The sequence below is a fragment of the Xenorhabdus griffiniae genome, from assembly GCF_015163655.1.
GTDB lineage: Bacteria > Pseudomonadota > Gammaproteobacteria > Enterobacterales > Enterobacteriaceae > Xenorhabdus > Xenorhabdus griffiniae.
The window spans coordinates 1-22,564 of the sequence record NZ_JADEUF010000065.1 but is presented as its reverse complement, the minus strand read 5'-3'; the positions used below and the strand labels follow the sequence as shown (position 1 = coordinate 22,564).

Below are 22,564 nucleotides of genomic sequence, written 5' to 3'. Positions count from 1 at the left end.
GTTACAAAACTGAAATAAAGTTCAAATTTTTTAGAAAACATTATTTTTAAAAGCTATATTATTTATATATCCAATATTATTTATTACAGGAGAGAAAAATAATGCATTGCGAATTTATAAATAACTCAGAAAAAGAAACAACAGCAACTTCATATACTCAAAATCAACTCATTAAATCACGATCTGTTATTATTGCTGGGGAAATCAATCAGTCGCTTGCCGAAAATGTAATGACACAACTGATAATTTTGCAGGAAATCAGTAATGATCCACCAGCCATTAGGCGGTGTTCAAGGACGCGCTTCAGATATCGAAATCGAAGCCAAAGAAATAATAAAAATTCGCAACCGGATAAATCGGCTGATCAGTAAAGCAACCAATCAAGCCCTTGATAAGGTCGCAAAAGATACCGATCGGAATTACTGGATGGAACCAGAAGAAGCCCGTGATTACGGTATTGTTGCGCAGATCATTCATCATTGGGATGAACTGCAATAACTGCTCTTTGGCTTGAATCCGGCGATGGTCACTCGAGTGATGCGAACAGCTAATGGCCGCCCACTGGTTAATACAATTCACACCTCCGTGATAACGCTTGATGTGGTTATCGGCTCTTTTCTTGGTGGATTGATGGCTTTCATTGGCTTAATAACTTTATTACCTGATATTTTCACCTTATATACGCATTAAACTTCAAGTTGCAATTTACAACACGATATGAAACCTAATCTCTCCCCGCTTCGCAGGGAGAGATCACACGCATCTTGAAGTGAGATTGCTATATAAAGAAAATAATATGGCTAATAGATAATAATATTTATTTTCAGTGTGAATTTTTATTTCTAATGAATGGATATAAACAGTGCAGGCGGCATTATCCCAACACGAATAATAACCACCTGCTTTTTTAGCATTTATTAAGGAACTTCAGGTATTTTATGTTTTGTCTAATGTCCATACAAAATCCTGCTCTACGACAGGTGAAAATCCCAGTTTCTTATAAAGCCAACCTGCATTAGATGTTACCAACATCACGTGTTTTACATAGGGAATAATCGGATGCTGTAATACACATTCTACCAACCAACGACCTAATCCTTTCTTCTGATAGTCATCAATAACAAACACATCGGAAAGATAAGAAAACATTGAAAAATCAGTCACTAATCTTGCAAATCCAATTGCTTTATCACGATGAAATAATGCAAAGCATAAACTATTTTCTATTGCAGTTTTGACTTTATCAAACTCAACACCACGCGCCCAAAATAATTGCGTTAACTCACTATGTACGAAATGAATATTAATCTTACTCTTATCCGTTGTAATCCAATATTCACCGCGTTCCCATGTTATATTTTTCTCCATCATCCTGCCTTTTAAGAAAACATTAAAATGTAAATATACCAATCGCCTTTCAAGATGCGTCTTATATCTCCCCGCGTAGCGGAGAGATATAAATAATCACATTAATTTTCAAGCTGCAACTTGAAGTTAGATTGGTATAAATCTATCATAAAAAAAGCCATGCTATAACATGGCTTATCAAAATAAGGGAAATATTAATTAACGGATGAATCATCTTTCTGTAAGAGTATCCGGTATATCATCCCACCGATAGCACCACCAATTAATGGAATCAACCAAAATACCCAAAGCTGCTCCAGGGCCCAGGTTCCCTGGAAAATAGCAACCGCTGTACTTCTTGCCGGGTTAACCGATGTATTGGTTACTGGAATACTGATTAAGTGAATAAGTGTCAATGCTAAACCGATAGCCAATGGTGCAAATCCTACTGGTGCATTTTTATCTGTTGCTCCGAGAATGACAATTAAGAAAAATCCGGTTAATACTAATTCAATAATAATTGCAGCTCGTAATGAAAAACCCCCAGGAGAATGTTCACCATAACCATTAGATGCAAAACCACTTGCCGTTGCATCAAAACCACTTTTACCGCTGGCGATAAGGTATAGTACCGCGGCTGCCGCAATTCCTCCAATCACCTGGGCAATAATATAAGGAATAACCTCTTTGGCAGAAATACGCCCGCCCGCGAACAACCCCAATGTTACTGCCGGATTAAAATGCCCTCCTGAAATATGTCCTACCGCATAGGCCATCGTTACCACAGTTAAACCAAAAGCCAAGGATACGCCCACAAAACCAATCCCCAGCTGTGGGAATGCCGCAGCTAAAACCGCACTACCACATCCACCAAACACCAACCAAAAAGTACCTAAAAACTCTGCCGATAACTTTTTAAACATTCGACGATTCCTCAATAATATTTGCATAAATGCAAAAGAATCCAAAAAATAGTTTAGTTAGTGTTTTTAATTATGGGCAAGGGATTGCAGACAGAAAAATCATGTCTCATATAGTGTTGTAAATTGCAACTTGAAGATTAATGCGTATATTACAGATCGCTTGATTGCTAACTTAATCTAAGCAACGAAGAAATGCATTTTTAAACAACCTGAATTTAATATAACAACTCAGGTTTTTTATTTATACACGTTACCTTTCAAGTTGCTCATTATAAGACAACATAACTCATTGTTTCTCCCCGCTTCGCGGGGAGAAACAATATGCATCTTGAAGTGAGATGGGTATAGTTATTTAATAACTGCTTTCTTTACCTCATCCGAGGCTTGCCAAATACGGTATTTAACTGTCACCGATTTTGGCGTATATACCACGATAGGTAATTTGCTGTTATAACGAACGAAAGCATCCTTACCTAACTGAACCTGAACAAAACGCACTGTTTTTTCTTCATTTGGACAAGCCATTTTTGTTGAGGCGGGACCCGTTACATTATTTAGCACATAATAGTCATATCCCCACCCTTCCAGGGTTTTAGTCTCCAACTTACCGCCAAACCAGTGATGATTACAATCCACTTTCATATCCTTGCCAATCATCAACTCAACCATATAGCCGTTTTCATGTTCTTTCTGAGGCAATTCAATCACGCTACGAGCCATGTTCTCAGAAGGCGCAGGATAAGGGGCGATATCTTCAAGTTTTTTGTCCGCAAAAACCGAAGTTGACACCATCAATGCAGCTAAAGGAAATAGATATTTTTTCATACATCACCTCTGAATATGTTTAAAAAGGAGACTAGATAATAACAACAAAAAGACAGGGGTAAATTATGTTTTTTGGCAAGGTACTGATTCTTAAAGGCATTGAATAAAGAAAATCTATTCACTCATAATAAATATCAAATTTTATTTATCATCAACAAACTAACAGGTTCTACCAGTTCTTTTTTATGTGATATTTCTCAAATCTGATATTAAAATGACCTGCTACACTCCTTGAGTGTGATAGTGAATTTCGTATAGGAGGTCTTATGTTTCCAGAATATCGTGATTTAGTATCCAATCTGAAAGAATCTCATCCCCGCTTCCAATCCCTGTTTGAAAAACATAACCGACTTGACCACGAGATAACCCAACTTGAAGGCCCAAATGGTGCAGGTTATAACGATAAAGTTGTGCGTCTGAAAAAAGAAAAACTACACATCAAAGATGAAATGCAACGGATTTTGCAGGAACAATATCAAACCCAGAAGTAAATCAGCCAAGTGGTTTTGACGCCTGCTTTGTAAATGAGTGGGCGTCACAAGAAGTTCTCGAATAGAGAACGTTTTCAATCCAATATCCAAAAAAAAGCCACCATAACGGTGGCAAAAAACTGGAGCAATAATTTTTTCGTTATTTATTGTACGGCAGCCGCTTTCTGGCGAGGTTGTCTCTTGGTTTTTGCCCTTGGATGTGGCGTCACATTTTGGATTTCACCTGGCTTAGAAATGAAACGGACAAAGGTTTCATGGCTAACGAACGTTGCTCCACAATTGATATTCTGACATTGGTTATAGCGCTCCTTTGTTTGGCTTGAATGTTCAAAGCTGCTACGAGTGTGCGCTGATTGGCTACACAGAGGACACTTAATCATATTGTTCACCTTTCTGAAATCGTTATCTTGAAATAACTGTCTTGCAATAACATCATCCCGTCTGGTGAACAATATACCAAAGATCTCGTATCGAGATCAAGTACTCATTTCAACTTCGTCGATTTTTATTTCGAGATCTAAGGATGTCGTAAAACCACTGTCATTGAGCGTGTGAGTGACTTTGACCAAAGTCCAGTCAGTTCCATCAATTTCTGGCTTAAAACCCTCTAACTGGATGGGCGTTTCAGGATAAATATCAGCACGCCCCAACGCTAATGTGATAGAGAACTGCGCAGCTCCTCGTTGCATTTTTTTCCAAACAGCGATAGCGGCACGCTTTGCACTTTCTTCGTTAGAATAAATGCGCGAAAGCGCCAGAATATTCTCCTGGGTTCCCACCAAATAGCTTGCAGATTCTTGCTGTACTGTAGTTGTTTGATGGTGTTCAACCGTTGATTCACGATGTTCTTCATAAGATAAACTTGCTTCAATATCAAAATTTGCTTCTATCTCAATACTGCCGTGACCTTTATTTTTGTTTTTCTTTTTATTCCCCTTTTTAATATAAGTCGGCTTTCCACGGCCTTTCGTTTTTGGGTTTTTCTTCGCTAAATTAACTTTGCCGGGTGCAGGTGGCTTAGGTTTAAGATCTTTGTCCTGTTTAGTAGCTTGGGGTTGCTTTTGCCTGGACGTTTCCCCCTCTTTTTTAGTGGTGCCTTTATCTTTTTGAGCCGGCCCCTTTCCTGATGATTGGCTGCTACTACTTTCATATTCAAAGGTAATTTCAACTTTTCCTTCCTTTGTTTCCTTTCGCCTCAGTTTAACCGACTGTTTAGTTGCTGTACGTGTATCCATCCATTGAGCAACTACCCCCGTATAGGCTTCACGATCGGACAGCGAAAATCTGTGACTATCCCCTGAGTTACGCGTAATCAATACAGGCGGAATAGGCTTACCACTCACCGTTTTATTTTGCCCTTGCTGAACAAACAATAATTCACCATTTTTGACTGAAGCGATTGCACCTTCTTGTTTTGCCAGCCGAGTCAAAAAGCTGATGTCAGATTCATTTGTTTGATCGATATGCACAGAGATATTTTCCAACGCTGAACTTATCTTAAACGCCAATTTATTTCTGGCAGCGATGGTACTGACAATACTGCCTAAGGTGCATTTATGGTAAGACATTTCCTTTTTCGTATTCAGATCACCACGAAAATCCGTACTACGGGCACGAATGGTTAATCGATCTGGCGCACCGACATGTTCAATTTCATCAATAACAAATTTTCCTTTCGGCGTTAAGGAGTGGCCATGCCACCCCAGTTCTAATGTAAGAATATCGCCACGACGAGGCAGCATCAGCATGCCATCCGCATCATCCAACTCAATATCGAGCTGGTCGGATTCCAAACCACGATTATCCGTCAATGTTAATGACATCAGGCGTGATTGGATCTTCCCACTGATATCCTTGTTGTTGATTTCCAGACGAAAAGCTGGCTCACTGACTTTTCCAGTGACTAAATCAAATTGGGGAACCCAATCCGTGTCGGGTATCCACTTTTCAACATCGATCATGAGAACACCCCCTTGACTTTATCAACAACATCATCTTTGAATGCAGAAAGTTTCTTTGGCAAATTGGGTAAATCTTTTTTGATATCAGAAAGCTGTTCCTGCAAATCACCCAGCATTTCGAGCAAATTATTGTCAACACGTCGCAAAGTCAGCGTGAAACTGATTTTTCTGGCCGCACCGCCTGACATAAATTCTGTTTTTGTCTCATCAATGCTTTCGATAACGAACATACCGTAAATGGCACCACTGCCATCAATAAAAGACCATGCCTTGCCACTGTCAGCCATCAATTTCAATGCGGTTAATGAAAGTGAGCCACCTGTCAGTTCAGGATAAAGTTCCCCTGATAGCGTGATCGTATCATTGTCTGAACCGACGAACTGCCAGGCAGGCCGCGCTCCCACGCGGCTGTTAAAGGCATGTCGCCAACTCTGTTTATATTGAAAAGTCTGATAGGGCGTTGTTTTCAGCATAAAAACAAACAAACCAAGTGCAGCCATCATGAGAAATCTTCTCCTCTGTCTGAAAGTGAGCTACGCATACGCGCTTGGTGCATACGTTCCCTTTGTTCCAATTCCTGCCTAACCACACGGGCAATATCCTGCGCGGACTGTCCCTGAGCGCCATAGACATAGATGTTATATTGCGGTGCTGCGCCACTGTATTGCTGTGGCTGACTCCGCTCCCATTTCGCCTGCACTTCCTCATAAGCGTAAGCAGGTAAACTCTGCGCGTGTAATGGTGCATCCTGCGCCGCAATCGGCAGTGACATTGAGCTCACAGCAAGCCCCAAGGCAGCGAGTTTCGCAGTATTTTTCCGGCTGGTAACGTTAGCTGGGCCATTGATAATTTCAGGGCCATATTCCCCTACAAGGCCGAGTTTCCCGGCAGGAATAAATCCTCCTTTATCATGTTGAGTAATCTGTTTTGCCTGCTGAGATGTGTCGCTCTTGGTAATATCCTGTGATGTTTTTACGGTAACTTCCTGTTTATCATCACCAGACCACCATGATTTAAACCAATCAGTAATAGAGGCGAATTTACTTTTCAGATTCTCCCATTTTTCTTGAATACCAATTAGCAAGCTATCGATCATTTCTGACCCAGCCGCTTTTAATTTTTCAGGAATAGCCTGAACATCAGCAACAATTTCATTCCATTTATCTGAAACTGATTTTTTAACGCTCTCCCAAATTTCTAACGTATTCTGTTTAACGGATTCCCATGCTTCTGCGGTGCTTTGTTTAATCGTGTCCCAATTTTGGTAAATAAGGCCGATTAATCCCCCATTCATGAAATAACTTTTAATACCTTCCCAAGCAGCACTGACCAGGTTTTTAATTCCCTGCCATGCATTGCTACAGATATTTTTGATGCTTTCCCACAAAGCAGCGAATTTGGGGCCTAATGTTTCCCAATTCTGCCAAATATAAATAGCAGCCATTGCGATAACACTAATAATGGCAAGAATAGGGTTCGCCATCATAGCTCGGCCAATAAACAGCATTGCTTTACCTAATACACTAAAAGCACTGCTTAAAAAAGACAGACCTTTAACACCAACACTTGCCAGAATATTTATGCCATTACCTAAAAAGCCAAAAACTTTTTGACCAATATTTCCTAGTTTTCCTATACCTTTTCTTAACCCTACAAAAATACCGCTTTTGTTACCGCTACTGAATAGTGTATTTAATGAATTTCTGAGAAAACCAAAAACTTTCCCTCCAACACTACCCAATATATTGAGACTACTTCCCAAGTAACTAAATACTCTTACACCTAATTGACCAAATATACTTAAGCTAATTCTCAAAGAGCCAAAAACTCGTATCCCCAACTGAGCAAAAATACTCAAACTAATTTGCAATGAACCAAAGATTCGGATACCCAATTGTCCAAAGATATTCAGACCAATACGCAATGAACCAAAGATCCGGATACCCAATTGTCCAAAGATATTCAGACCAATACGCAACGAACCAAAGGTCCGGATACCCAACTGCCCAAAGATATTCAGGCCAATACGTAACGAACCAAAGATCCGGATACTCAATTGTCCAAAGATATTCAGACCAATACGTAACGAACCAAAGATTCGGACACCTAACTGCCCAAAGATATTCAGACCAATACGTAACGAACCAAAGATCCGGATACCTAATTGCCCAAAGATATTCAGACCAATACGTAACGAACCAAAGATCCGGATACCTAACTGCCCAAAAGTATTCAGCCCTATACGCAGTGAACCAAAAATTCGGACGCCTAACTGCCCAAAAATATTCAGGCCAATACGCAATGAACCAAAGATCCGGATACCCAATTGTCCAAAGATATTCAGACCAATACGCAACGAACCAAAGATTCGGACGCCTAACTGCCCAAAGATATTCAGGCCAATACGCAACGAACCAAAGACCCTGACGCCTAACTGCCCAAAAATATTCAGCCCTATACGCAGTGAACCAAAGATCCGGATGCCTAACTGCCCAAAGATATTCAATCCAATACGTAACGAACCAAAGATCCGGACACCTAACTGCCCAAAAATATTCAGCCCTATACGCAGTGAACCAAAGATCCGGATGCCTAACTGCCCAAAGATATTCAATCCAATACGCAGCGAACCAAAAATCCTAATGCCTATCTTTCCAAAAATATTTAGCCGAACTTTCAATGTTCCAAAAGTCTGAATAGACAAAATACCAAAGATACGGAGACTAACTCTCAGAGAGCCAAAAACTCTTATACCAACACTGCCAAAAATTTTTATAGAATTAATTAGGATTTGAAACGACGCCTTCACTGAATTAGTAGGAAATTTCAAAACTGTTTTAATTTTTTTCAGCGTACCAAATAAAATTGTTATTTTTGGATTAATATTAATAACCAATTTATCTAACAATTTAAAATTGTTAGTCATATTACCCGTCATACCAAGATTAAATTCATTCTTTTCACTGGATGAACTCTCTTGTCTAATAATCTGTGTAGTTTGGATAATATTAGCTGATTGGCTGGCGGCACTCACCTGCATGACTTGTGAGGAATTCTGCCGCGCAGAGAAAGATTGTTTAATAGTTTGATGATAAGCCTTAAGATCGGCGCGCATACGCGCAGTTTCCTGCGCATAACCTATAATGGGTTTTAATCCTTCAACAGTCTTATTGAGTTTTTTGAACTGGTTATAAATTTTATCAACTGAACCTACCAGTTTTTTCTGATGCTGTTGAAAAGATTTAAAGGAACTGGTCAGCTTTCCAACGGTACTCAATACCTTGTTAAGCTGTGACTGTATATTACTCATTTTCTGCACCACTTCTTAAAATGGCCCGATGTCGCCAGTCCAATAATTCCGGCAGTGACATTGCATCTGTGTCTGCCGGAGTCCAGTGAAAAACGGTGGCAATATCTGCCACCAATTCATCAACGGTTAATCGTTCTGGGAATCGGACTTGACCGACTTCGGCAACAAAAAATTGACCACCTCCACACTGAGATTAATCAGATCACCAGGTGACATCATCATCAGGTCATTTTTGGTCAATGCAGGGGTGGTAACACGCGGCAGGACAAGCAGCATAGAATCCACATCCATTTCCAGCAGTGCCTGTAAACGTGCACCTCGCAACGCACCGCTATTAGGTTTGCGTACCATCACTTCCGTGATTTCGCCGTTGCCTCGCGCTAGTGGTGCTTCCAATTCAATGGTGCGCAGATCGTCATTTTGAGTATTCAGTGTTTCTGTCATGGTTCAACCTTGTTTATCCGATTGGAAACCTGTCTCAACAGGCACGGTTAATACACTGATGAGACAGGAAATAAGTTTTAAAAAAGTTAATTGCTAAAAGAAGCGATTAAAAAAGACCAATAGCGCGGCGATGCTGCTCCAGACGATCTTCCCCACCTACTTTTTCAACCATGTTGATGGTGTCGATTTCAATCAGTTCTTCACCATTCCATGTCAGTTTGAAATAAGTATTTTTGGCAGTGATTTTGGTCTGGGTGTTATCACCTTGTTTATAAGTGCCGTGATCGAATTCCTGGAAACGACCACGCATCACAACTTCTACTGCAACCACTTCACCGTTATCTTCACTCTCAAAAGAGCCAGCAAAGCGCAGCATGACACCATCAGCTTTCGCGATGCCCCACTGTTTGTACAGTTGAGCTTCAACGCCACCCAGAGTGAATTCAGCATCCAGTGCGCCTTCATCCAGACCTAAATCCACCATTGCGCTGCCATTCATGCCAGCACCGCGATAGGCTTCTAGCTTGCGGCTTAATTTAGGAAGAGTCAGTTCTTCCACGATCCCCTGATAGTTGTTGCCGTCATTGAACAAGTTCAGGTATTTAAGTTTGCGAGGTAATGCCATCAGTCAGCCCCTTATTTATTGATACTTTTCGCGAAATCCATCAGGTAACTATCTGTAATGCGCTGGCGTAACATCATGTTTTCCAGTGGCGGTACAGGGGTATAGTCATAATCGATGGTCAGTTTGCCGGCTTTCAGGGTGTCTTTATCGTTGATTTTGTCGTCATACCAGCAACGACCGTCAATGATGTAGCCACCGGCTTTCAGCTCGCGGAACTTGGCATTGATACCTTCGATAATGTCGCGTACCAGTGATGGCGTCAGCGGCTTGTCGATAGCCCACATATGTGCTTCAGCCATAGTGTCAGCCAGAACCTGAGCGGTACGGGTGTAGCTTTCGAACTGGAACAGTGACTCATTAGAATCAGGGCTAGCACAAGTGCGTGAACCCCAGAAACGAAAACCGTTTTTGCGGATCAGTGTTGTAATGTGATTCTGGTTTAGCAGATCAGCATCCGTCGCGGTATCTTGCAGATCCCAGAAGACATCAGCGGACAAACCCGTTACGCCGTTAACGCCCACATTGGACAGGGTTTTGTGCCAGCCGGTCTCTTCGTCGATTTTAGCGCGCAAGCCCAATGCATAAGCCGTCGCAGGTGCAATAACTTCACCTTTATCCCATCTCAGGAAATCAGGCCAAATCAGCATCAGTTCACGCTGACCAAAGTTCCTGCGATACTTGAGGACGTCTTCGATGGTTTTGCAGCCATAAGCGCTGACATACGCCATCGCTTTCAGTTGCTTGGCAATAGCGGCCAGTTCAGCAGCCACAGCTTGTGAATCCAAACCCGGAACACCCAGAATGCGAGGTTTAACACCGAGCTGGCTTTGCGCAGCGAGCAGTGCCTTCATACCCGTTTTCTTTCCTTCTGGAGTAACCCCACCGATGATATTGTTACTGGTTTTTTCTTCAGTTTCGCCCTCAGCCACACGGACAACAACAGTGATAGGTTGTGCCTGTGCTGCGATTGCTTTCAGTGATGCGGCCAAAGTGCCTTTTTCACCAGCTTTACCAATGGCGCTCATAACGTCAGTCAGTAATACCGGTGTGTCTAATGGAAATGTTTTTTCGTCTGCGTCAGGTGCAGTACAGACCATACCCACGATAGCGGTGCTAACGGTAGTGATGGTGCGCGTACCTTCGTTAATTTCCTGTACACGGACTCCGTGATGATAATCTTGTGCCATATTAGCGTTCTCTCCTGTTAAGGTGTGCTGATATATTGGCGGATTAGGTGGGGGAAATCATTCGATTGGCTGTGTGTGGAGAATGGTACAAATGTGGTTTTATATTTTATCTTATAATCAATAAATTAGGTTTATTTTAATTAATTCTAGTTGGGTTGGGAAAATCAAATGGTTTGGTTGAAAAGAATCCTTATCCGGTTAAATAACAACCTTATATTGGTTATTTAATGGTCTATCATTAGTTCAAAATTTATCCTTTCCGGTATTATTCGGTGTTATTCTGACTTTTGGTTATTTTTTGACAGGTTAAAATGGCTCTTTTTTGTTTTTGGTTTTCAGTTTTTGGAGTTTCGAGAGTGGGATCTTGACTGGATCGTAAGGATCTGTGGATTGTGAAAAACCTCGGTTTGACGGAAACTGTAAAACTGGCTGCCGGAGCCTTGCCACGTAGTGGGGGAGAGGTAACAGGGAATATCACGATTTCGACTGATACTGAGATAGCCTGGCGTAGAAACACGGACATGGCCGCTATTGGTTTTAAAAATACCGGAGATGCTGATACCGATTCCTATATGTGGTTTAAAACGGGAGATAATGGTAACGAATATTTTAAATGGCAGCATAGCCTCTCTGGAGGAGGAACCACGGAATGGATGAGCCTAAAATCGGATAATCTCCGAGTAAAAGGGCATCAGGTTTATCATGAAGGCAATAAGCCAACTGCTGCGACTATTGGTGCTTATACAAAATCAGAAGCTGATAGTAAGTATCAACTAAAAGGTAGCTTTGGGTTTGGTGGAAGTGGTGGTACTGTTTTTTCCAAAAATAACAATGAATTTTTGACTTGGATACGTAGATCTGGCGTTAGTCCTGAATTTTTTAGAAATTCAGGAGAATCTGATTATACACATATATATGGTGCTGGACTTCTTCTAAAAGCCGGTGATACTTATGCATCATTTTCAGTTAATTATGCTACAGCCCGTGTAAAAGTAGTTGCAGGAAATAATGCAGGTACTGCTAATTCTCCTATTAAAGAATTGGCTTTCACTGATGATAGTTATACTAAATCTGAATCTGATAATCGCTTTATTCAATTAAATACTCATACTAAGACATCGGGATATATTTTATCGAAAACAGCTAATTACCTTGAAGACACTAATGCACGGCATTTAGGTCGTTCGGGTTTTTTAAGGCCTAATGGTATAGATAATCTTGGTGGGTTAGCCATTCATGTTGCTCACCCTTCTGTAGAGGGACCACAGCATTCCAGAGGCATTTCATTTAGCTATGGAAGTAGTTCGGATAGTTTTGGTATATCCACATATGCTTTTGATAAGGATGGAAAATTCCGAGGGCAAAAGAAAATATTAACAGAAGATGATCTTGCATCCATCAGAAGCACTTCCAAAAAAGAGCCTAATGGTTGGTGGAAGTGTGGTGATACAGGTTTAATTATTCAGTGGGGTAAGTGGAAAAATCCGTATAAAACAAATGACTTAGGTGGAGGTAATGGAATACCTCATGGGACAAACTTTACGCAAAAATTTGCTATCCCTTTTTCCAATGTATGTTTCAATATAATGCCTAATATTACTAATAGCGATACGAGGGATAATATAAATAGTCCAGCAATAACAGTTCATAGTTTTGATAAAGAAAAATTTATATTTCAAACGGGTGAGCACTGGAGCGTTGTTCAAAATTCATTTATCTACTGGTTGGCAATAGGGTATTAGTGGGGGAATATATGTATTTTTATAGTGCAAAAGAGAATCAATTTTATCCTTACGAGTTGAAGCAAAATTATATTAATGCAGGTTCATGGCCAGATGATGGGATTGACGTTGATGACAGCGTTTATTCAGAATTTGTAGGTAACATGCCCCCTGAAGGTAAAATTCGTATAGCTGATGATAATGGTTTACCTGCTTGGGGAGATATTCCCCCTCCAACTCATGAAGAACTACAGCAACAGGCAGAAAGAAAGAGACAATTTTTATTGAATGATACTGATATACAAATCATGAGATTGGAACGTATTGTCAGAAGAAATATGGCAACAAATGATGAAATTAATCGGTTGGATAGCTGGGAATTATACAGCATAGCATTAAGCCGTTTGGATTGTTCAAAAGTTCCAGATATTAACTGGCCTAAAAAACCAGAGTAACAATCAGGGGCATTTGCCCCTGATTGTTATTAATAATGAATAAATAGAAATCTATTCCTATGCTGTCCTATACCATCCCATTAACATGACATATGAATTGGTGATATTGATAGCTGAGTTACCACCAGTATTTCCCGTTGTTCCTGAAATAGAGTGAGTATGTGATCCTATGTGTACTGTATGGGTATGTGCACCTTCAGTACTGGTTTTATACTTATAATTATCTTTATCAGTATCACCAGAGCCTGTATTACCTCTTGTATTATCATAAACTCCATATCGGGCACCACCGATATAAGCTTCTCCCCAACCACTATCATGGAAATGGCTTCCATTAGAATTAGTATTTTTAGCGCCATAGTCAAAATTGCTGGTAGTTGCACTAAATGAGTGATTATGAGTTGGTATTTGTGCGTCCGTGAGTGTTATTAAATCATTTCCACCGACAGTAAATACGTTTGAACCATTTTGGTTAGCTAAACGAATTGTTTTATTTTCGCCTATATATTTCCATTGTGTTTTAGGAAAAAGAGTATTAGGGTTTTTATTCTGGGCAAACCATGCAACTATTCCTACTGGGTATACCATATCTAAAAAATCATATGTATATGGTGTCTTAATATCAGCATATTCTTCCCCTAATATAGGATCATCAATAGCATAGGATTTCACTACCCATTTAATTTCAAAATTATTTTGTGATTCCAAAGAACGAGATATTTCAACTTCATTGTCTTTACGAGAATAATTAATGTCAGAAAAATTACTTGTCACATGGTAAGTTAAACCTCCACGTAAATAACAACCACTGAATACAGGAGATTCTACAATATCACCAGATCTAGCACCGCCATAGAGGGGATATTTACTGTCTATTGGCCGTGCAACACTGATCATACGGTAACGAATATTCTTGACTGTATTACGGTAAGTTTGACTAATTCGTTTAATACTCAGATATTGGGCATCCCCGCCCCAAGCAACTTCACTTCCTTCAATTTGGAGTTGCAACCCAGCGAGGTGAGTTACACCTTCCCCAAACGGCTTTTTTTCCTGATCCTCGGAATAACTACGATGTATTGTTAACCATGAATTAGCACCTCCATAGTTATGTGGGAAACGCCACCATATCGGATAATACCGCTCACTGCTTAATCCGGTCAGGTCTATCGTTTTATTAAAACGCGGTTCAGCCTGAATCGCCTCAGCAGTTGGCTTATTGCCTTCATGATAAACCTGATGCCCTTTTACTCGGAGATTATCCGATTTTAGGCTCATCCATTCCGTGGTTCCTCCTCCAGAGAGGCTATGCTGCCATTTAAAATATTCGTTACCATTATCTCCCGTTTTAAACCACATATAGGAATCGGTATCAGCATCTCCGGTATTTTTAAAACCAATAGCGGCCATGTCCGTGTTTCTACGCCAGGCTATCTCAGTATCAGTCGAAATCGTGATATTCCCTGTTACCTCTCCCCCACTACGTGGCAAGGCTCCGGCAGCCAGTTTTACAGTTTCCGTCAAACCGAGGTTTTTCACAAATTCGATCTTATTTGGAATATCCGCGCCATTTTTGCTTTTTTCCAAACGGGTGTTGGCATTTTCATTCGCTGCATTTGCCTGTGCTTTCGCTTCATTCACACGGACATCTGTTTCGTCTTTAGAATACGCTCCCACATCACCAGCCGTTGGTTTATTAGCCGTGTTATAATCCCTTCTCCAGCTCGGGTAATAATCCTTGCCATGATTTCCATAGGTAAATTGTGCATTCTCGATGCAGCCATTAACCGATGTTGGAGCCGTAGTGACTCGGATAGTCATTACATTTTCGATGCCCATGACTTCCACGACTGCACCAGCCAGATGGATTGAGCCACAACCAGTATCGGTGATCATTTTATTGTGAGCATATGCCCATGTGCCCTTACACATCCAATAAGGATGGTTAAAAGCCCCCTTACTTTTCAGCCATACAATGAATTCATCGGTAGTCCAACTTCCACCACCACCAATAGGAACTTCTCCACTGAATGCCCTGCCTGAACCAATATTACGGTTAAATGCATCCTTATCAGTTACATCCGCCCCGTTCTTGTTTTTCTCCAAACGTGTGTTGGCATTATTATTTGCATTAGCCGCATTTTGGTTTGCAGTGTTAGCTAATGCTTTAGCTTCATTTACTTTAGCGTCAGTTTGGGCTGTGTTATACGCTCCAACATCCCCCGCATTCAGTGAAATATCCGCCGACAGCGCCTTACCATTTACCTTACGCCCTGCCGGAACGCGGCCATTGGCATTATTATCCGCCGCTTTCGCCAAATCATACGCCGCCTTCACCGCTTTCGGTGTTGCCGCATGAGTTTCGCTATTGCTGTCCACCGCGCTGCTTAGGATCACAAATCCCTTCTCTTTCAGCGTCGCATCAGGATGGTTACGGCTATTTGCATGTTTCTTAATAGAATCATCAACATACTCACGCGTAGCCAAAATCACAGACGGGTCAACCTTCAACGTCACAGCGTTAGCGCTGCTGACAATCAGGATCATACGGATTGTCTGTGTACGGCCGGAACCTTCCTGCAATTGGGGTTTGTAGGTTTCCGCGCAGTTACCCACAGCAATCAGAATGCCGTCTTTGTCAAACAGGCCAATTTCACGGATCCACCAGCCACCTTCGTTTTCAGGAATAACCTGTTCCGCAATGATTTGGTTGGTGTTTTTCGGATCAATGCTCAGCGTGTTAATCGCTGCACGACGCTTTTCATTAATCAATTTGGTTTGTTTGGTGTCCGGTGTCGGCAGCTTGCCACCACCATCACCAACGGCCATATGGGTAATTTCAATTTTAGTACCCAAGGCCGCAGCATTTGCTAACTTATCTGCGCCTAACTGCGTCAGTAGCGCAAAATATTTGGTACTCATGATCTAATCCTCATGTCATCAATAATATGTACGCCCGCGCCCACGACTTCTGAGCCGGAGATTGTTACTTGTTCCGGAAAATAAGGGTAAACCGTTAGTTCGTCACCACTGTAAGTCGCCGCCGAATAGTGATATACACCGCGTGTATCCAGGTTGATGTCCAACCCAATCAAATGTCGGCTCACTGGCTTGGCATCAAAAATCAGGTTTTCCAACTCCTCGAACATTTCATGGGTGATGCCGTTTTCCAATACACCGATATCCAGCCGGAAGGTGCCTGGAGCATCGTTGGTTTGCCACCACTCTTTTACGCGGATGAGATAACCCAATGGCTCGACAACTCGCCGAATCGCACCAATTGTTCCTTTATGTTTATGCAGGAATAACGAACTTTTGATCACTTCCCTTTTGGTGCTCTCAGACCAACGTTCGTCCCAGCGATCGACTGACCACGCCCAGGCCAGATAAGGCAGTAGTGATGCCGGACAAGTGTCTGGGTCCCACAACTCGCGTAACGGAACCTTGACCTGCTGCAATTCAGCGCAGGCTTTGGCAGCTGCAAGTTCTAGCTGAGTCGAGCCCATCGGCAGAAGGCGATCACTCATCCGAACCTCCCATCGTCAGGGTAGCTTTGGTGCAGTAAGATGCCTGAGTTTTATCCAGCACTACGTCTTTCAACGGCGCTTTCAATTCCACACGCTGGATACCTTCCACATGCAGTGCGGCATAAATCGCTGACAAACGAATGTCACGCCCCAGACGGTGCTGTGCTTCAACATAGTGTTTCAATCGCTGTTCTGCCGCCTTGCGGATAGGTTCTGACTCTGGTGTAGGGAAGATGTATAACACCGCGTCAATTTCATATTCCACAATGCTTGCTGACTGGACTTTCAGACGATCCGCCACTGGACGTACGTTTTCATCGTTCAGCGCTTTTTCGACTATTTCCAGCAACTCTTTGGAAGCAACCCCCTTGTCTTCCCGCGACATAATGGTCACGGTGACATTCGCTGGCGACGGGCTGATAGCCGAAGCGTCAGCGACACGACCATCCGCACTGCGTGCATGGTATTCATACGCGCCAACGGGACCGGCAACACTCAAACCTTCAAACGCCTGTGGAATGCGTACGCGGTAATCGTTGTCAGACTCCATCACCGCCGGTGTCGGTGGCACGGTAGAATTATCCGCAGGATGCAGAACCATACGGGATACGTTGTTATTCGCCCCCAACTGATCCAAATCGCTGCCTGTTGAATAAGCCACCATCACCGCCCGCGCTGCTTCGTTAACCCGTTGACGCAAAAGCAGCTCACGATAAACGTTCTCTTCCAACAGCTTGACCAAAGGTTCAGATTCCAGTTGCAAAGTACGTGCAATGGCGTCTTGCTGATCTTCTGGATAGAGCGAGATCAAGCCTTTTTTACGCTCTTCCAGCAGTTGTTCGTAATCCAGTGACTCAACCACATCCGGTGGTGGCAACTGGCTTAAATCGATTGTTGGCATGACTTATTACCTCACCGGGAATGGCTCACCGGAATAGAAAGTGAAAATTCCTTGGCGGATTGATGATAAGTACCCGTAATATCCACCACCATTTTGCCGTCCTGTCGGGTTTCCATTGTGATGGAGGTCAGCATCACGCGTGGCTCCCAACGGCTGATTGCGGTATAGCTGGCCGCCATAACCTGAAGCCGGAGCGCTGCATTTTGCGGCCAGTCAATCAGCTCTGACAGCAAAGAGCCGTAGGTACGACGTGCGATACGGCTGCCCACAGGGGTTAATAAAATATCGCTGACGGATTGCCGGATATGTGCCAAATCTGTCAGCTCTCGGCCCGTCTGCCGATTCATCCCCAGGTACATCATACGGGGCCTCCTGATGTGTCACCGCCTGACCTGATGCCGGTGTGTTTATGGGAATCCACGACCACGCCATTGGAACTGAATGTGCCTCCGGTGTGTTCAATATTGCCTGTCATTTTGCCGCCGTTGCGCACAATCAAGTTGCCTGTGCTCATTAGCTGCGTACAGATGACTTCCGGTGTGTCCAGCGTAATTCGGGTACTGGCGACACAGGTGATTTCCGGCGCGGTAATATGGACGGAATCCGAAGCAGTCACTGTCGCGGTTTTGATGCCAGTCACAGTCAATGCGCCAGATTGCGGTTCATACTCCATTACGGCACCATCTGGAAACTTGATATGCGTCGCTTCAGGTGATGTTGATGGCGCCGGAAACTCATCTGAAAAAATCGCAGGCAATACAAAGGCGGTGGTCAGCTCTCCGCCTATGGACAGTAATAAAACCTGCTCACCGACACTGGGCGCCCACCATGTGCGGGAATTTCCCGCTCTGGATGTCAACCAGTGCAGCCAGTTGGTTTCAAGATTGCCTGTCGCGACGCGGCACATTCCCTTTGTGGTATCCACTTGGGTAATGACGCCGGTTCGGATCAGGTTGCGCAATAAGCGCATCAGTTCAGTGAGTTGTGTGTTCATGACGTAAGAATGCCATGAAATAACAGGCTGGACATTAAACTGGGTTTGTAGGACACAGCATACAAACCAAGAATAAAAATTTTTTAAATCAATAAAATAAAGGCCCCCTTTGGAGTAAAAGAGGGCCTTGAAAACAGCATTGCAAGTAAGATGCGATCATTCTGATTTACATTGCCGAACAACATCCCGCACATATTGTTGTAAATAGTCTAATTTGGCTTGGTCTTTGATGATGCCAGTTCGGATATCGTAAATAGCGCGTCCAGCTTTTGCAGTGAGTTCGACTTGGGCTCCATCGCCCATGCTGCGGGGGCGGGGATCTCGGTTTTGGGTAAGCTGACAGGTAGCAAGGTTGGCGGCGGCGATTTGCACCCGCCGATGACCAGCAACAATGTCAGCACGTAAAACCGTATTTTCTTCGGTGACATGCGCTAATTTTCCTGAATAATATTCATCCAATTGTGCAGCCCGATTTTGTGCATCTTTCATTTGCTGAATAGCTGCCAACGTTTCTGAATGGGCTTGTTGGTTGATGGCAGCAAGCTGTGTAGCATGTTGCTGTTTCAAATCCGCCACTTCGCTGAGAAACAGGGCGCGATGTCCCCACCAGCCAAGACTCCCACCAATAACCAAGCTCATGATTAAGGGCATCTTTTTTAGTGTATTTATTCCCAACAAACGAGTTCAGCCTCCCCCTCAATCCCAAAGCTGGATGATCGGTTTGCTGGCGACAGGCATAAAATCCGGCATTTCAATTTTCGTTCCATGAGGCAATACTGCGCCAAAATCCGCCAATCCAGGGTTTGCCAACAACACACGTTCAGTCATTCCCAATGTACGGCCATAATGACGCCAACAAATGGCATCAACCGTCTCATTTTGTTGTGCGATAACTTGCATACACGCTCCTTTCTCTTTGCCAAAGTCAGTTAGTAAATCGGAGAGTTATGATCAAATAATTAGCGACATGCCTCAATAAACTGAGATTGTTAGGTCAATAATACATAAGCCAAGGGCAGGAAACCATTTCCTGCCCTTGGCTATTATCTGTTATTACAATGACATGCTATTCATTGGAGGATATTGCCCCTTCGTCAGCGTTCATCTGATAGCCAACTATCATCCTCCCAAACCTCTTGAATAAGTTCCATCATACGATCGTGTTCACTACTTTTTTTAGTCCCTGTCACTTTTACGGAGGTGCTACTGCTAATTCCAATTCTAAAATTTGTATCAGGATAGTGTGGTAATATTCTTTTTTTTAGTTCACTTTCTAATGAAGAAATGACTGATTCAGAAACATTAGCTCGTTTATCGAAAAGTATTTCTACTCGCATGCTTTCCCCCGCCAAATCTATTCTTCTATTATTGCACCTGCATTCCCTAATATTGTGTTGCTGCTCACCTCATTACCTAACAGATCGCTTTCCTGTTTACCCTGGTAACTGTTAAACCTTTTTTCATAAGGTGCAGATAGCTCTGCTATCCAAACCAGTGCCAGCTCTTTGTCTTCCGCATGATTGCATTCGCAACTTGTTGCCATTCTGGCAATGAAATTGATACGTTGCGCTACCAATGATTCTATAAGAGATTCCACTGATCTATCTGCCTCCATATAAGAAACTGTATGTATATACAGTACACGTAATAAGACTAAAATTAAAGTAGTTTTTACCTGTTTTAGTCATTAAATTTAATAGTTAGTAACTATTGTTTGTTGTTTTAGCAGAAATATTTGCCAATTTGATTGTTTTTTCCGCTATGACAATTCTACGGTCTATATAACCCGATATTTCTCTACCTCCCTGTTCATCCGTACAGTTATTGACAGAACTCCAAGAGGAAAATTTTTTGCTTCTTTTATAAACTATTCGTTCAGATGTCACTGCCGATTCTGATTTTGGCACGATGGTCCATTGGTGGAGCCGCGTACAAATAAATCCTGCATGAGACAAAAATGGTGAGGTCACGCCCTGTATGGATTGAACATCTTCACCATAAGGACTGCCAAAAGGGATATTTTTGTAAGATAAGCGAATAACTAAATCACGACGTGAAACCCAAGGCCCACCCTGTGCTTGGGTATAAGCAGCCCAATTCCCCTCATCTGCCGCTTGTAACACTGCGTTTATCTTGTGATCAGACAAACGTACTTCCCTGAGCCGACGCAATTCGCGCCAAACCGAAACTGGAGCGCCACCGATTTGTTGAAATTGGCGAATACGCCAGCGACTCGCCCAGGCTGTCACTGATTTTGCCATATCGCGCAGGGATTCACCGGTTTCATGGTCTTTTTCTTCTTCCAGCGCATAACCATCAATATTTTTAGCAATATATTTGGCAATATAACCTGTTGCACTGCCTTTATTGGGATCGATCGCCCGATAATTAAAACGCGCCTTTTTAGCTTCATCGTTCTGCACCTCTTCCTGCTCTTCCTGACAAGCGTAATGCTCAAGCAAACTTCTGACTTGCTGCAAATACTCCGGCAACATAAACAGCACCATATGCCAATGAGGAGTGCCATCATGATGTGGTTCCACCACACGGAAACCAAATAGATTAATACCTGCCCGTGCCAACGCCGCCCGAGCTTTTGCCCAGACACCGCATAAATAACGTTGAGTATCACGTGGCGTTGCGCCATTCCAGGATTTGACAAACCCTCCCTTGTGCTGGACAGCATGATATTTTGCAGGGGCTGTGATGGTATAAAATTCCCCAACACAGTGCATCTTGTTGGCAACATCTTCGAAACCGCGCATTCTGACCATCAGTTCACAACGTCGGATTGCTGGATTCGCGTTGCTATGAACAACGGTTTCCGCCAGTGAGATTCGTTCCCCTTTTTCATTTTCCAAATCAAAATGCTTAAAAAATTCACGATTGCGGCGCTTTTGTTCCAACCATTCCCGCAATGCCTGGCGTGAAACATATGGAGAAGCGACTTGCTGTACCTGCCCAACCGCAATTGCCATATGTTCAGCTTGGGTATCACGCAAACGCTTTAAACGAAAATACCACCAACGGGCAGACATCATGCGCAACATGCCAGAACAGAGTTGATCAACAGATGGCATTTTGCGGCCATGATTGAAACGCTGCCAATAAGGAGGATGAGTACCACATTGCAAAGTCAGCTTTGCCAGTAATCGGTACAACTGAGCGACACGAGAAAATGCCTCATCTTTGCAGCCAACAGACGTTGATGAGTGTTTTTGGGAAACATGTAAAGAATAGTGCTCATAGTTACCAGAAATAAAAACGGAAATATCGTGAGCAAGTTTCAAGAGACGTTTGCGATCATACGTCACCATATTTTCCAATTGTTCAATAAAAGGAAAAGGCGTCATACCAGAAACACAGTGACTAAACTGATACCTTTCTTTTACCCGTTGCAATCTCGGCAGGACATTCTGTCCAACCGTGTTTCTCAGAAAAGAATTTGCATCATGGCGGCCTGAACGATTAAAGATATCGATATAACGGCGGCTAAAGTATTTAGCCAGGAAATCTGGCATTTGTCCTATATACTGGTGACGCCATTGATGATCTTCCGCGTTAACCTCCCATAACAGGCGCTCCGCCATTGAGACACCCAACGGTATGTTTTGTTTATAAGTGATAGCGTTACTATTCATCAATTTCACCATATTCAGGACGAATCAGAGCCTGGCGTATTCATGCCATTTGTTCAAAAAAGAGATAACTTGTTTAGATTCTGTCGTCATGAAACATTCAACCAAAGAACAAGACAACGAATTTGTACTGCGGCAAGAAAAGATGCGCGATTTTTTGCATAGCGCGTCGCGATACCCCGCCAGCGCTTAAGATGAAGAAACGCATTTTCAAC

At 42.6% G+C, this 22,564-nt stretch carries 24 protein-coding genes and 2 pseudogenes; 4 read left to right on the top strand and 22 right to left on the bottom strand.

Going from position 1 to position 22,564, the window contains the following annotated elements:
• Positions 1-101: 101 nt before the first annotated feature.
• Positions 102-498: pseudogene (locus IQ211_RS11610) on the top strand (ATP-dependent Clp protease proteolytic subunit).
• A gap of 438 nt (positions 499-936) precedes the next feature.
• On the opposite strand, the gene IQ211_RS11605 reads toward IQ211_RS11610, so the two are convergent.
• From IQ211_RS11605 to eco, 3 genes are all read right to left on the bottom strand, one after another.
• Positions 937-1,371 (bottom strand): GNAT family N-acetyltransferase, encoded by a 435-nt coding sequence (locus tag IQ211_RS11605; protein ID WP_223281737.1) that lies wholly within the window; start codon positions 1,369-1,371, stop codon positions 937-939.
• Between the two features lie 191 nt (positions 1,372-1,562).
• Positions 1,563-2,270, bottom strand: a complete 708-nt coding sequence (gene aqpZ, locus IQ211_RS11600) for an aquaporin Z (RefSeq protein WP_189760086.1) — start codon at positions 2,268-2,270, stop codon at positions 1,563-1,565.
• Between the two features lie 348 nt (positions 2,271-2,618).
• Positions 2,619-3,095: a serine protease inhibitor ecotin gene (gene eco / locus IQ211_RS11595; RefSeq protein WP_189760085.1), complete on the bottom strand. Its 477-nt coding sequence runs from the start codon at positions 3,093-3,095 to the stop codon at positions 2,619-2,621.
• A 266-nt stretch (positions 3,096-3,361) separates the two neighbouring features.
• Here eco and IQ211_RS11590 point away from each other — a divergent pair, with 266 nt between their 5' ends.
• Entirely contained in the window at positions 3,362-3,586 is a 225-nt protein-coding gene (locus IQ211_RS11590; protein WP_189760084.1) for an HP1242/YdcH family protein, read from the top strand.
• A gap of 143 nt (positions 3,587-3,729) precedes the next feature.
• Here IQ211_RS11590 and IQ211_RS11585 read toward each other — a convergent pair whose 3' ends face one another.
• From IQ211_RS11585 to IQ211_RS11550, 8 genes are all read right to left on the bottom strand, one after another.
• Positions 3,730-3,966, bottom strand: a complete 237-nt coding sequence (locus IQ211_RS11585; protein WP_189760083.1) for an ogr/Delta-like zinc finger family protein — start codon at positions 3,964-3,966, stop codon at positions 3,730-3,732.
• Between the two features lie 96 nt (positions 3,967-4,062).
• Positions 4,063-5,547, bottom strand: a complete 1,485-nt coding sequence (locus IQ211_RS19895) for a phage late control D family protein (protein ID WP_189760082.1) — start codon at positions 5,545-5,547, stop codon at positions 4,063-4,065.
• Positions 5,544-6,050, bottom strand: coding sequence for a phage tail protein (locus IQ211_RS11575; RefSeq protein ID WP_189760081.1), 507 nt, complete (start codon positions 6,048-6,050; stop codon positions 5,544-5,546). The genes IQ211_RS19895 and IQ211_RS11575 overlap by 4 nt, the downstream gene beginning before the upstream one ends.
• Entirely contained in the window at positions 6,047-8,857 is a 2,811-nt protein-coding gene (locus tag IQ211_RS11570) for a phage tail tape measure protein (RefSeq protein ID WP_193836362.1), read from the bottom strand. Before IQ211_RS11570 ends, IQ211_RS11575 begins: the two co-directional genes overlap by 4 nt.
• The gene (locus IQ211_RS11565; RefSeq protein WP_208605066.1) at positions 8,850-8,969 is read right to left on the bottom strand and encodes a GpE family phage tail protein; all 120 of its coding nucleotides are present in this window, start codon (positions 8,967-8,969) and stop codon (positions 8,850-8,852) included. Before IQ211_RS11565 ends, IQ211_RS11570 begins: the two co-directional genes overlap by 8 nt.
• 14 nt (positions 8,970-8,983) lie before the next feature.
• Complete coding sequence (locus IQ211_RS11560; protein ID WP_074020973.1) at positions 8,984-9,301, bottom strand: phage tail assembly protein; 318 nt, start codon at positions 9,299-9,301, stop codon at positions 8,984-8,986.
• Between the two features lie 106 nt (positions 9,302-9,407).
• Positions 9,408-9,926 carry a phage major tail tube protein gene (locus IQ211_RS11555; RefSeq protein ID WP_074020972.1) on the bottom strand — a complete coding sequence of 173 codons (519 nt, stop codon included), beginning with the start codon at positions 9,924-9,926 and terminating at the stop codon, positions 9,408-9,410.
• 11 nt (positions 9,927-9,937) lie between these two features.
• The gene (locus IQ211_RS11550) at positions 9,938-11,113 is read right to left on the bottom strand and encodes a phage tail sheath protein (protein ID WP_189761264.1); all 1,176 of its coding nucleotides are present in this window, start codon (positions 11,111-11,113) and stop codon (positions 9,938-9,940) included.
• A 392-nt stretch (positions 11,114-11,505) separates the two neighbouring features.
• On the opposite strand from IQ211_RS11550, the gene IQ211_RS19600 reads away from it, so the two are divergent.
• A complete protein-coding gene (locus tag IQ211_RS19600) occupies positions 11,506-12,855 on the top strand; it encodes a gp53-like domain-containing protein (RefSeq protein WP_282885506.1) in 1,350 nt (449 codons plus the stop codon).
• 11 nt (positions 12,856-12,866) lie between these two features.
• A complete protein-coding gene (locus tag IQ211_RS11535) occupies positions 12,867-13,289 on the top strand; it encodes a tail fiber assembly protein (RefSeq protein WP_189761311.1) in 423 nt (140 codons plus the stop codon).
• Positions 13,290-13,346: 57 nt separating this feature from the next.
• Here the strand turns inward: IQ211_RS11535 and IQ211_RS19595 are convergent, their stop codons facing one another.
• The 11 genes and pseudogenes from IQ211_RS19595 to IQ211_RS11480 form a co-directional block, all read right to left on the bottom strand.
• Positions 13,347-16,211 carry a phage tail protein gene (locus IQ211_RS19595; RefSeq protein ID WP_228011595.1) on the bottom strand — a complete coding sequence of 955 codons (2,865 nt, stop codon included), beginning with the start codon at positions 16,209-16,211 and terminating at the stop codon, positions 13,347-13,349.
• Complete coding sequence (locus tag IQ211_RS11525) at positions 16,208-16,816, bottom strand: phage tail protein I (protein ID WP_189761082.1); 609 nt, start codon at positions 16,814-16,816, stop codon at positions 16,208-16,210. The genes IQ211_RS19595 and IQ211_RS11525 overlap by 4 nt, the downstream gene beginning before the upstream one ends.
• The gene (locus IQ211_RS11520) at positions 16,809-17,717 is read right to left on the bottom strand and encodes a baseplate assembly protein (RefSeq protein WP_189761081.1); all 909 of its coding nucleotides are present in this window, start codon (positions 17,715-17,717) and stop codon (positions 16,809-16,811) included. Before IQ211_RS11520 ends, IQ211_RS11525 begins: the two co-directional genes overlap by 8 nt.
• Before the next feature lie 11 nt (positions 17,718-17,728).
• Positions 17,729-18,079, bottom strand: coding sequence for a GPW/gp25 family protein (locus IQ211_RS11515; RefSeq protein WP_189761080.1), 351 nt, complete (start codon positions 18,077-18,079; stop codon positions 17,729-17,731).
• Positions 18,076-18,711, bottom strand: coding sequence for a phage baseplate assembly protein V (locus tag IQ211_RS11510; protein WP_099113846.1), 636 nt, complete (start codon positions 18,709-18,711; stop codon positions 18,076-18,078). The genes IQ211_RS11515 and IQ211_RS11510 overlap by 4 nt, the downstream gene beginning before the upstream one ends.
• 156 nt (positions 18,712-18,867) lie before the next feature.
• Entirely contained in the window at positions 18,868-19,350 is a 483-nt protein-coding gene (locus tag IQ211_RS11505; protein ID WP_223281856.1) for a lysis system i-spanin subunit Rz, read from the bottom strand.
• A gap of 57 nt (positions 19,351-19,407) precedes the next feature.
• Complete coding sequence (locus tag IQ211_RS11500; RefSeq protein ID WP_189761079.1) at positions 19,408-19,611, bottom strand: tail protein X; 204 nt, start codon at positions 19,609-19,611, stop codon at positions 19,408-19,410.
• Positions 19,612-19,805: 194 nt separating this feature from the next.
• Positions 19,806-20,048, bottom strand: coding sequence for a DinI-like family protein (locus IQ211_RS11495; protein WP_189761078.1), 243 nt, complete (start codon positions 20,046-20,048; stop codon positions 19,806-19,808).
• A gap of 17 nt (positions 20,049-20,065) precedes the next feature.
• Positions 20,066-20,308, bottom strand: a complete 243-nt coding sequence (locus IQ211_RS11490; protein ID WP_282885507.1) for a hypothetical protein — start codon at positions 20,306-20,308, stop codon at positions 20,066-20,068.
• A gap of 103 nt (positions 20,309-20,411) precedes the next feature.
• Entirely contained in the window at positions 20,412-22,352 is a 1,941-nt protein-coding gene (locus IQ211_RS11485; RefSeq protein ID WP_189761077.1) for a replication endonuclease, read from the bottom strand.
• A gap of 86 nt (positions 22,353-22,438) precedes the next feature.
• A pseudogene (locus tag IQ211_RS11480) lies at positions 22,439-22,564 on the bottom strand (IS5/IS1182 family transposase); the annotation flags it as partial.

What these genes read in the sequence shown, in the direction of transcription:
- IQ211_RS11495 (WP_189761078.1), bottom strand. Translation starts at nt 20,048, where the DNA reads ATGCGAGTAGAAATACTTTTCGATAAACGAGCTAATGTTTCTGAATCA.
- IQ211_RS11590 (WP_189760084.1), top strand. Translation starts at nt 3,362, where the DNA reads ATGTTTCCAGAATATCGTGATTTAGTATCCAATCTGAAAGAATCTCAT.
- IQ211_RS11585 (WP_189760083.1), bottom strand. Translation starts at nt 3,966, where the DNA reads ATGATTAAGTGTCCTCTGTGTAGCCAATCAGCGCACACTCGTAGCAGC.
- IQ211_RS11555 (WP_074020972.1), bottom strand. Translation starts at nt 9,926, where the DNA reads ATGGCATTACCTCGCAAACTTAAATACCTGAACTTGTTCAATGACGGC.
- IQ211_RS11605 (WP_223281737.1), bottom strand. Translation starts at nt 1,371, where the DNA reads ATGATGGAGAAAAATATAACATGGGAACGCGGTGAATATTGGATTACA.
- IQ211_RS11575 (WP_189760081.1), bottom strand. Translation starts at nt 6,050, where the DNA reads ATGATGGCTGCACTTGGTTTGTTTGTTTTTATGCTGAAAACAACGCCC.
- IQ211_RS11485 (WP_189761077.1), bottom strand. Translation starts at nt 22,352, where the DNA reads ATGAATAGTAACGCTATCACTTATAAACAAAACATACCGTTGGGTGTC.
- IQ211_RS11560 (WP_074020973.1), bottom strand. Translation starts at nt 9,301, where the DNA reads ATGACAGAAACACTGAATACTCAAAATGACGATCTGCGCACCATTGAA.
- aqpZ (WP_189760086.1), bottom strand. Translation starts at nt 2,270, where the DNA reads ATGTTTAAAAAGTTATCGGCAGAGTTTTTAGGTACTTTTTGGTTGGTG.
- IQ211_RS19595 (WP_228011595.1), bottom strand. Translation starts at nt 16,211, where the DNA reads ATGAGTACCAAATATTTTGCGCTACTGACGCAGTTAGGCGCAGATAAG.
- IQ211_RS11520 (WP_189761081.1), bottom strand. Translation starts at nt 17,717, where the DNA reads ATGCCAACAATCGATTTAAGCCAGTTGCCACCACCGGATGTGGTTGAG.
- IQ211_RS11515 (WP_189761080.1), bottom strand. Translation starts at nt 18,079, where the DNA reads ATGATGTACCTGGGGATGAATCGGCAGACGGGCCGAGAGCTGACAGAT.
- IQ211_RS11500 (WP_189761079.1), bottom strand. Translation starts at nt 19,611, where the DNA reads ATGCAAGTTATCGCACAACAAAATGAGACGGTTGATGCCATTTGTTGG.
- IQ211_RS11510 (WP_099113846.1), bottom strand. Translation starts at nt 18,711, where the DNA reads ATGAACACACAACTCACTGAACTGATGCGCTTATTGCGCAACCTGATC.
- IQ211_RS11550 (WP_189761264.1), bottom strand. Translation starts at nt 11,113, where the DNA reads ATGGCACAAGATTATCATCACGGAGTCCGTGTACAGGAAATTAACGAA.
- IQ211_RS11535 (WP_189761311.1), top strand. Translation starts at nt 12,867, where the DNA reads ATGTATTTTTATAGTGCAAAAGAGAATCAATTTTATCCTTACGAGTTG.
- IQ211_RS11525 (WP_189761082.1), bottom strand. Translation starts at nt 16,816, where the DNA reads ATGAGTGATCGCCTTCTGCCGATGGGCTCGACTCAGCTAGAACTTGCA.
- IQ211_RS11570 (WP_193836362.1), bottom strand. Translation starts at nt 8,857, where the DNA reads ATGAGTAATATACAGTCACAGCTTAACAAGGTATTGAGTACCGTTGGA.
- IQ211_RS19895 (WP_189760082.1), bottom strand. Translation starts at nt 5,547, where the DNA reads ATGATCGATGTTGAAAAGTGGATACCCGACACGGATTGGGTTCCCCAA.
- eco (WP_189760085.1), bottom strand. Translation starts at nt 3,095, where the DNA reads ATGAAAAAATATCTATTTCCTTTAGCTGCATTGATGGTGTCAACTTCG.
- IQ211_RS11505 (WP_223281856.1), bottom strand. Translation starts at nt 19,350, where the DNA reads ATGAGCTTGGTTATTGGTGGGAGTCTTGGCTGGTGGGGACATCGCGCC.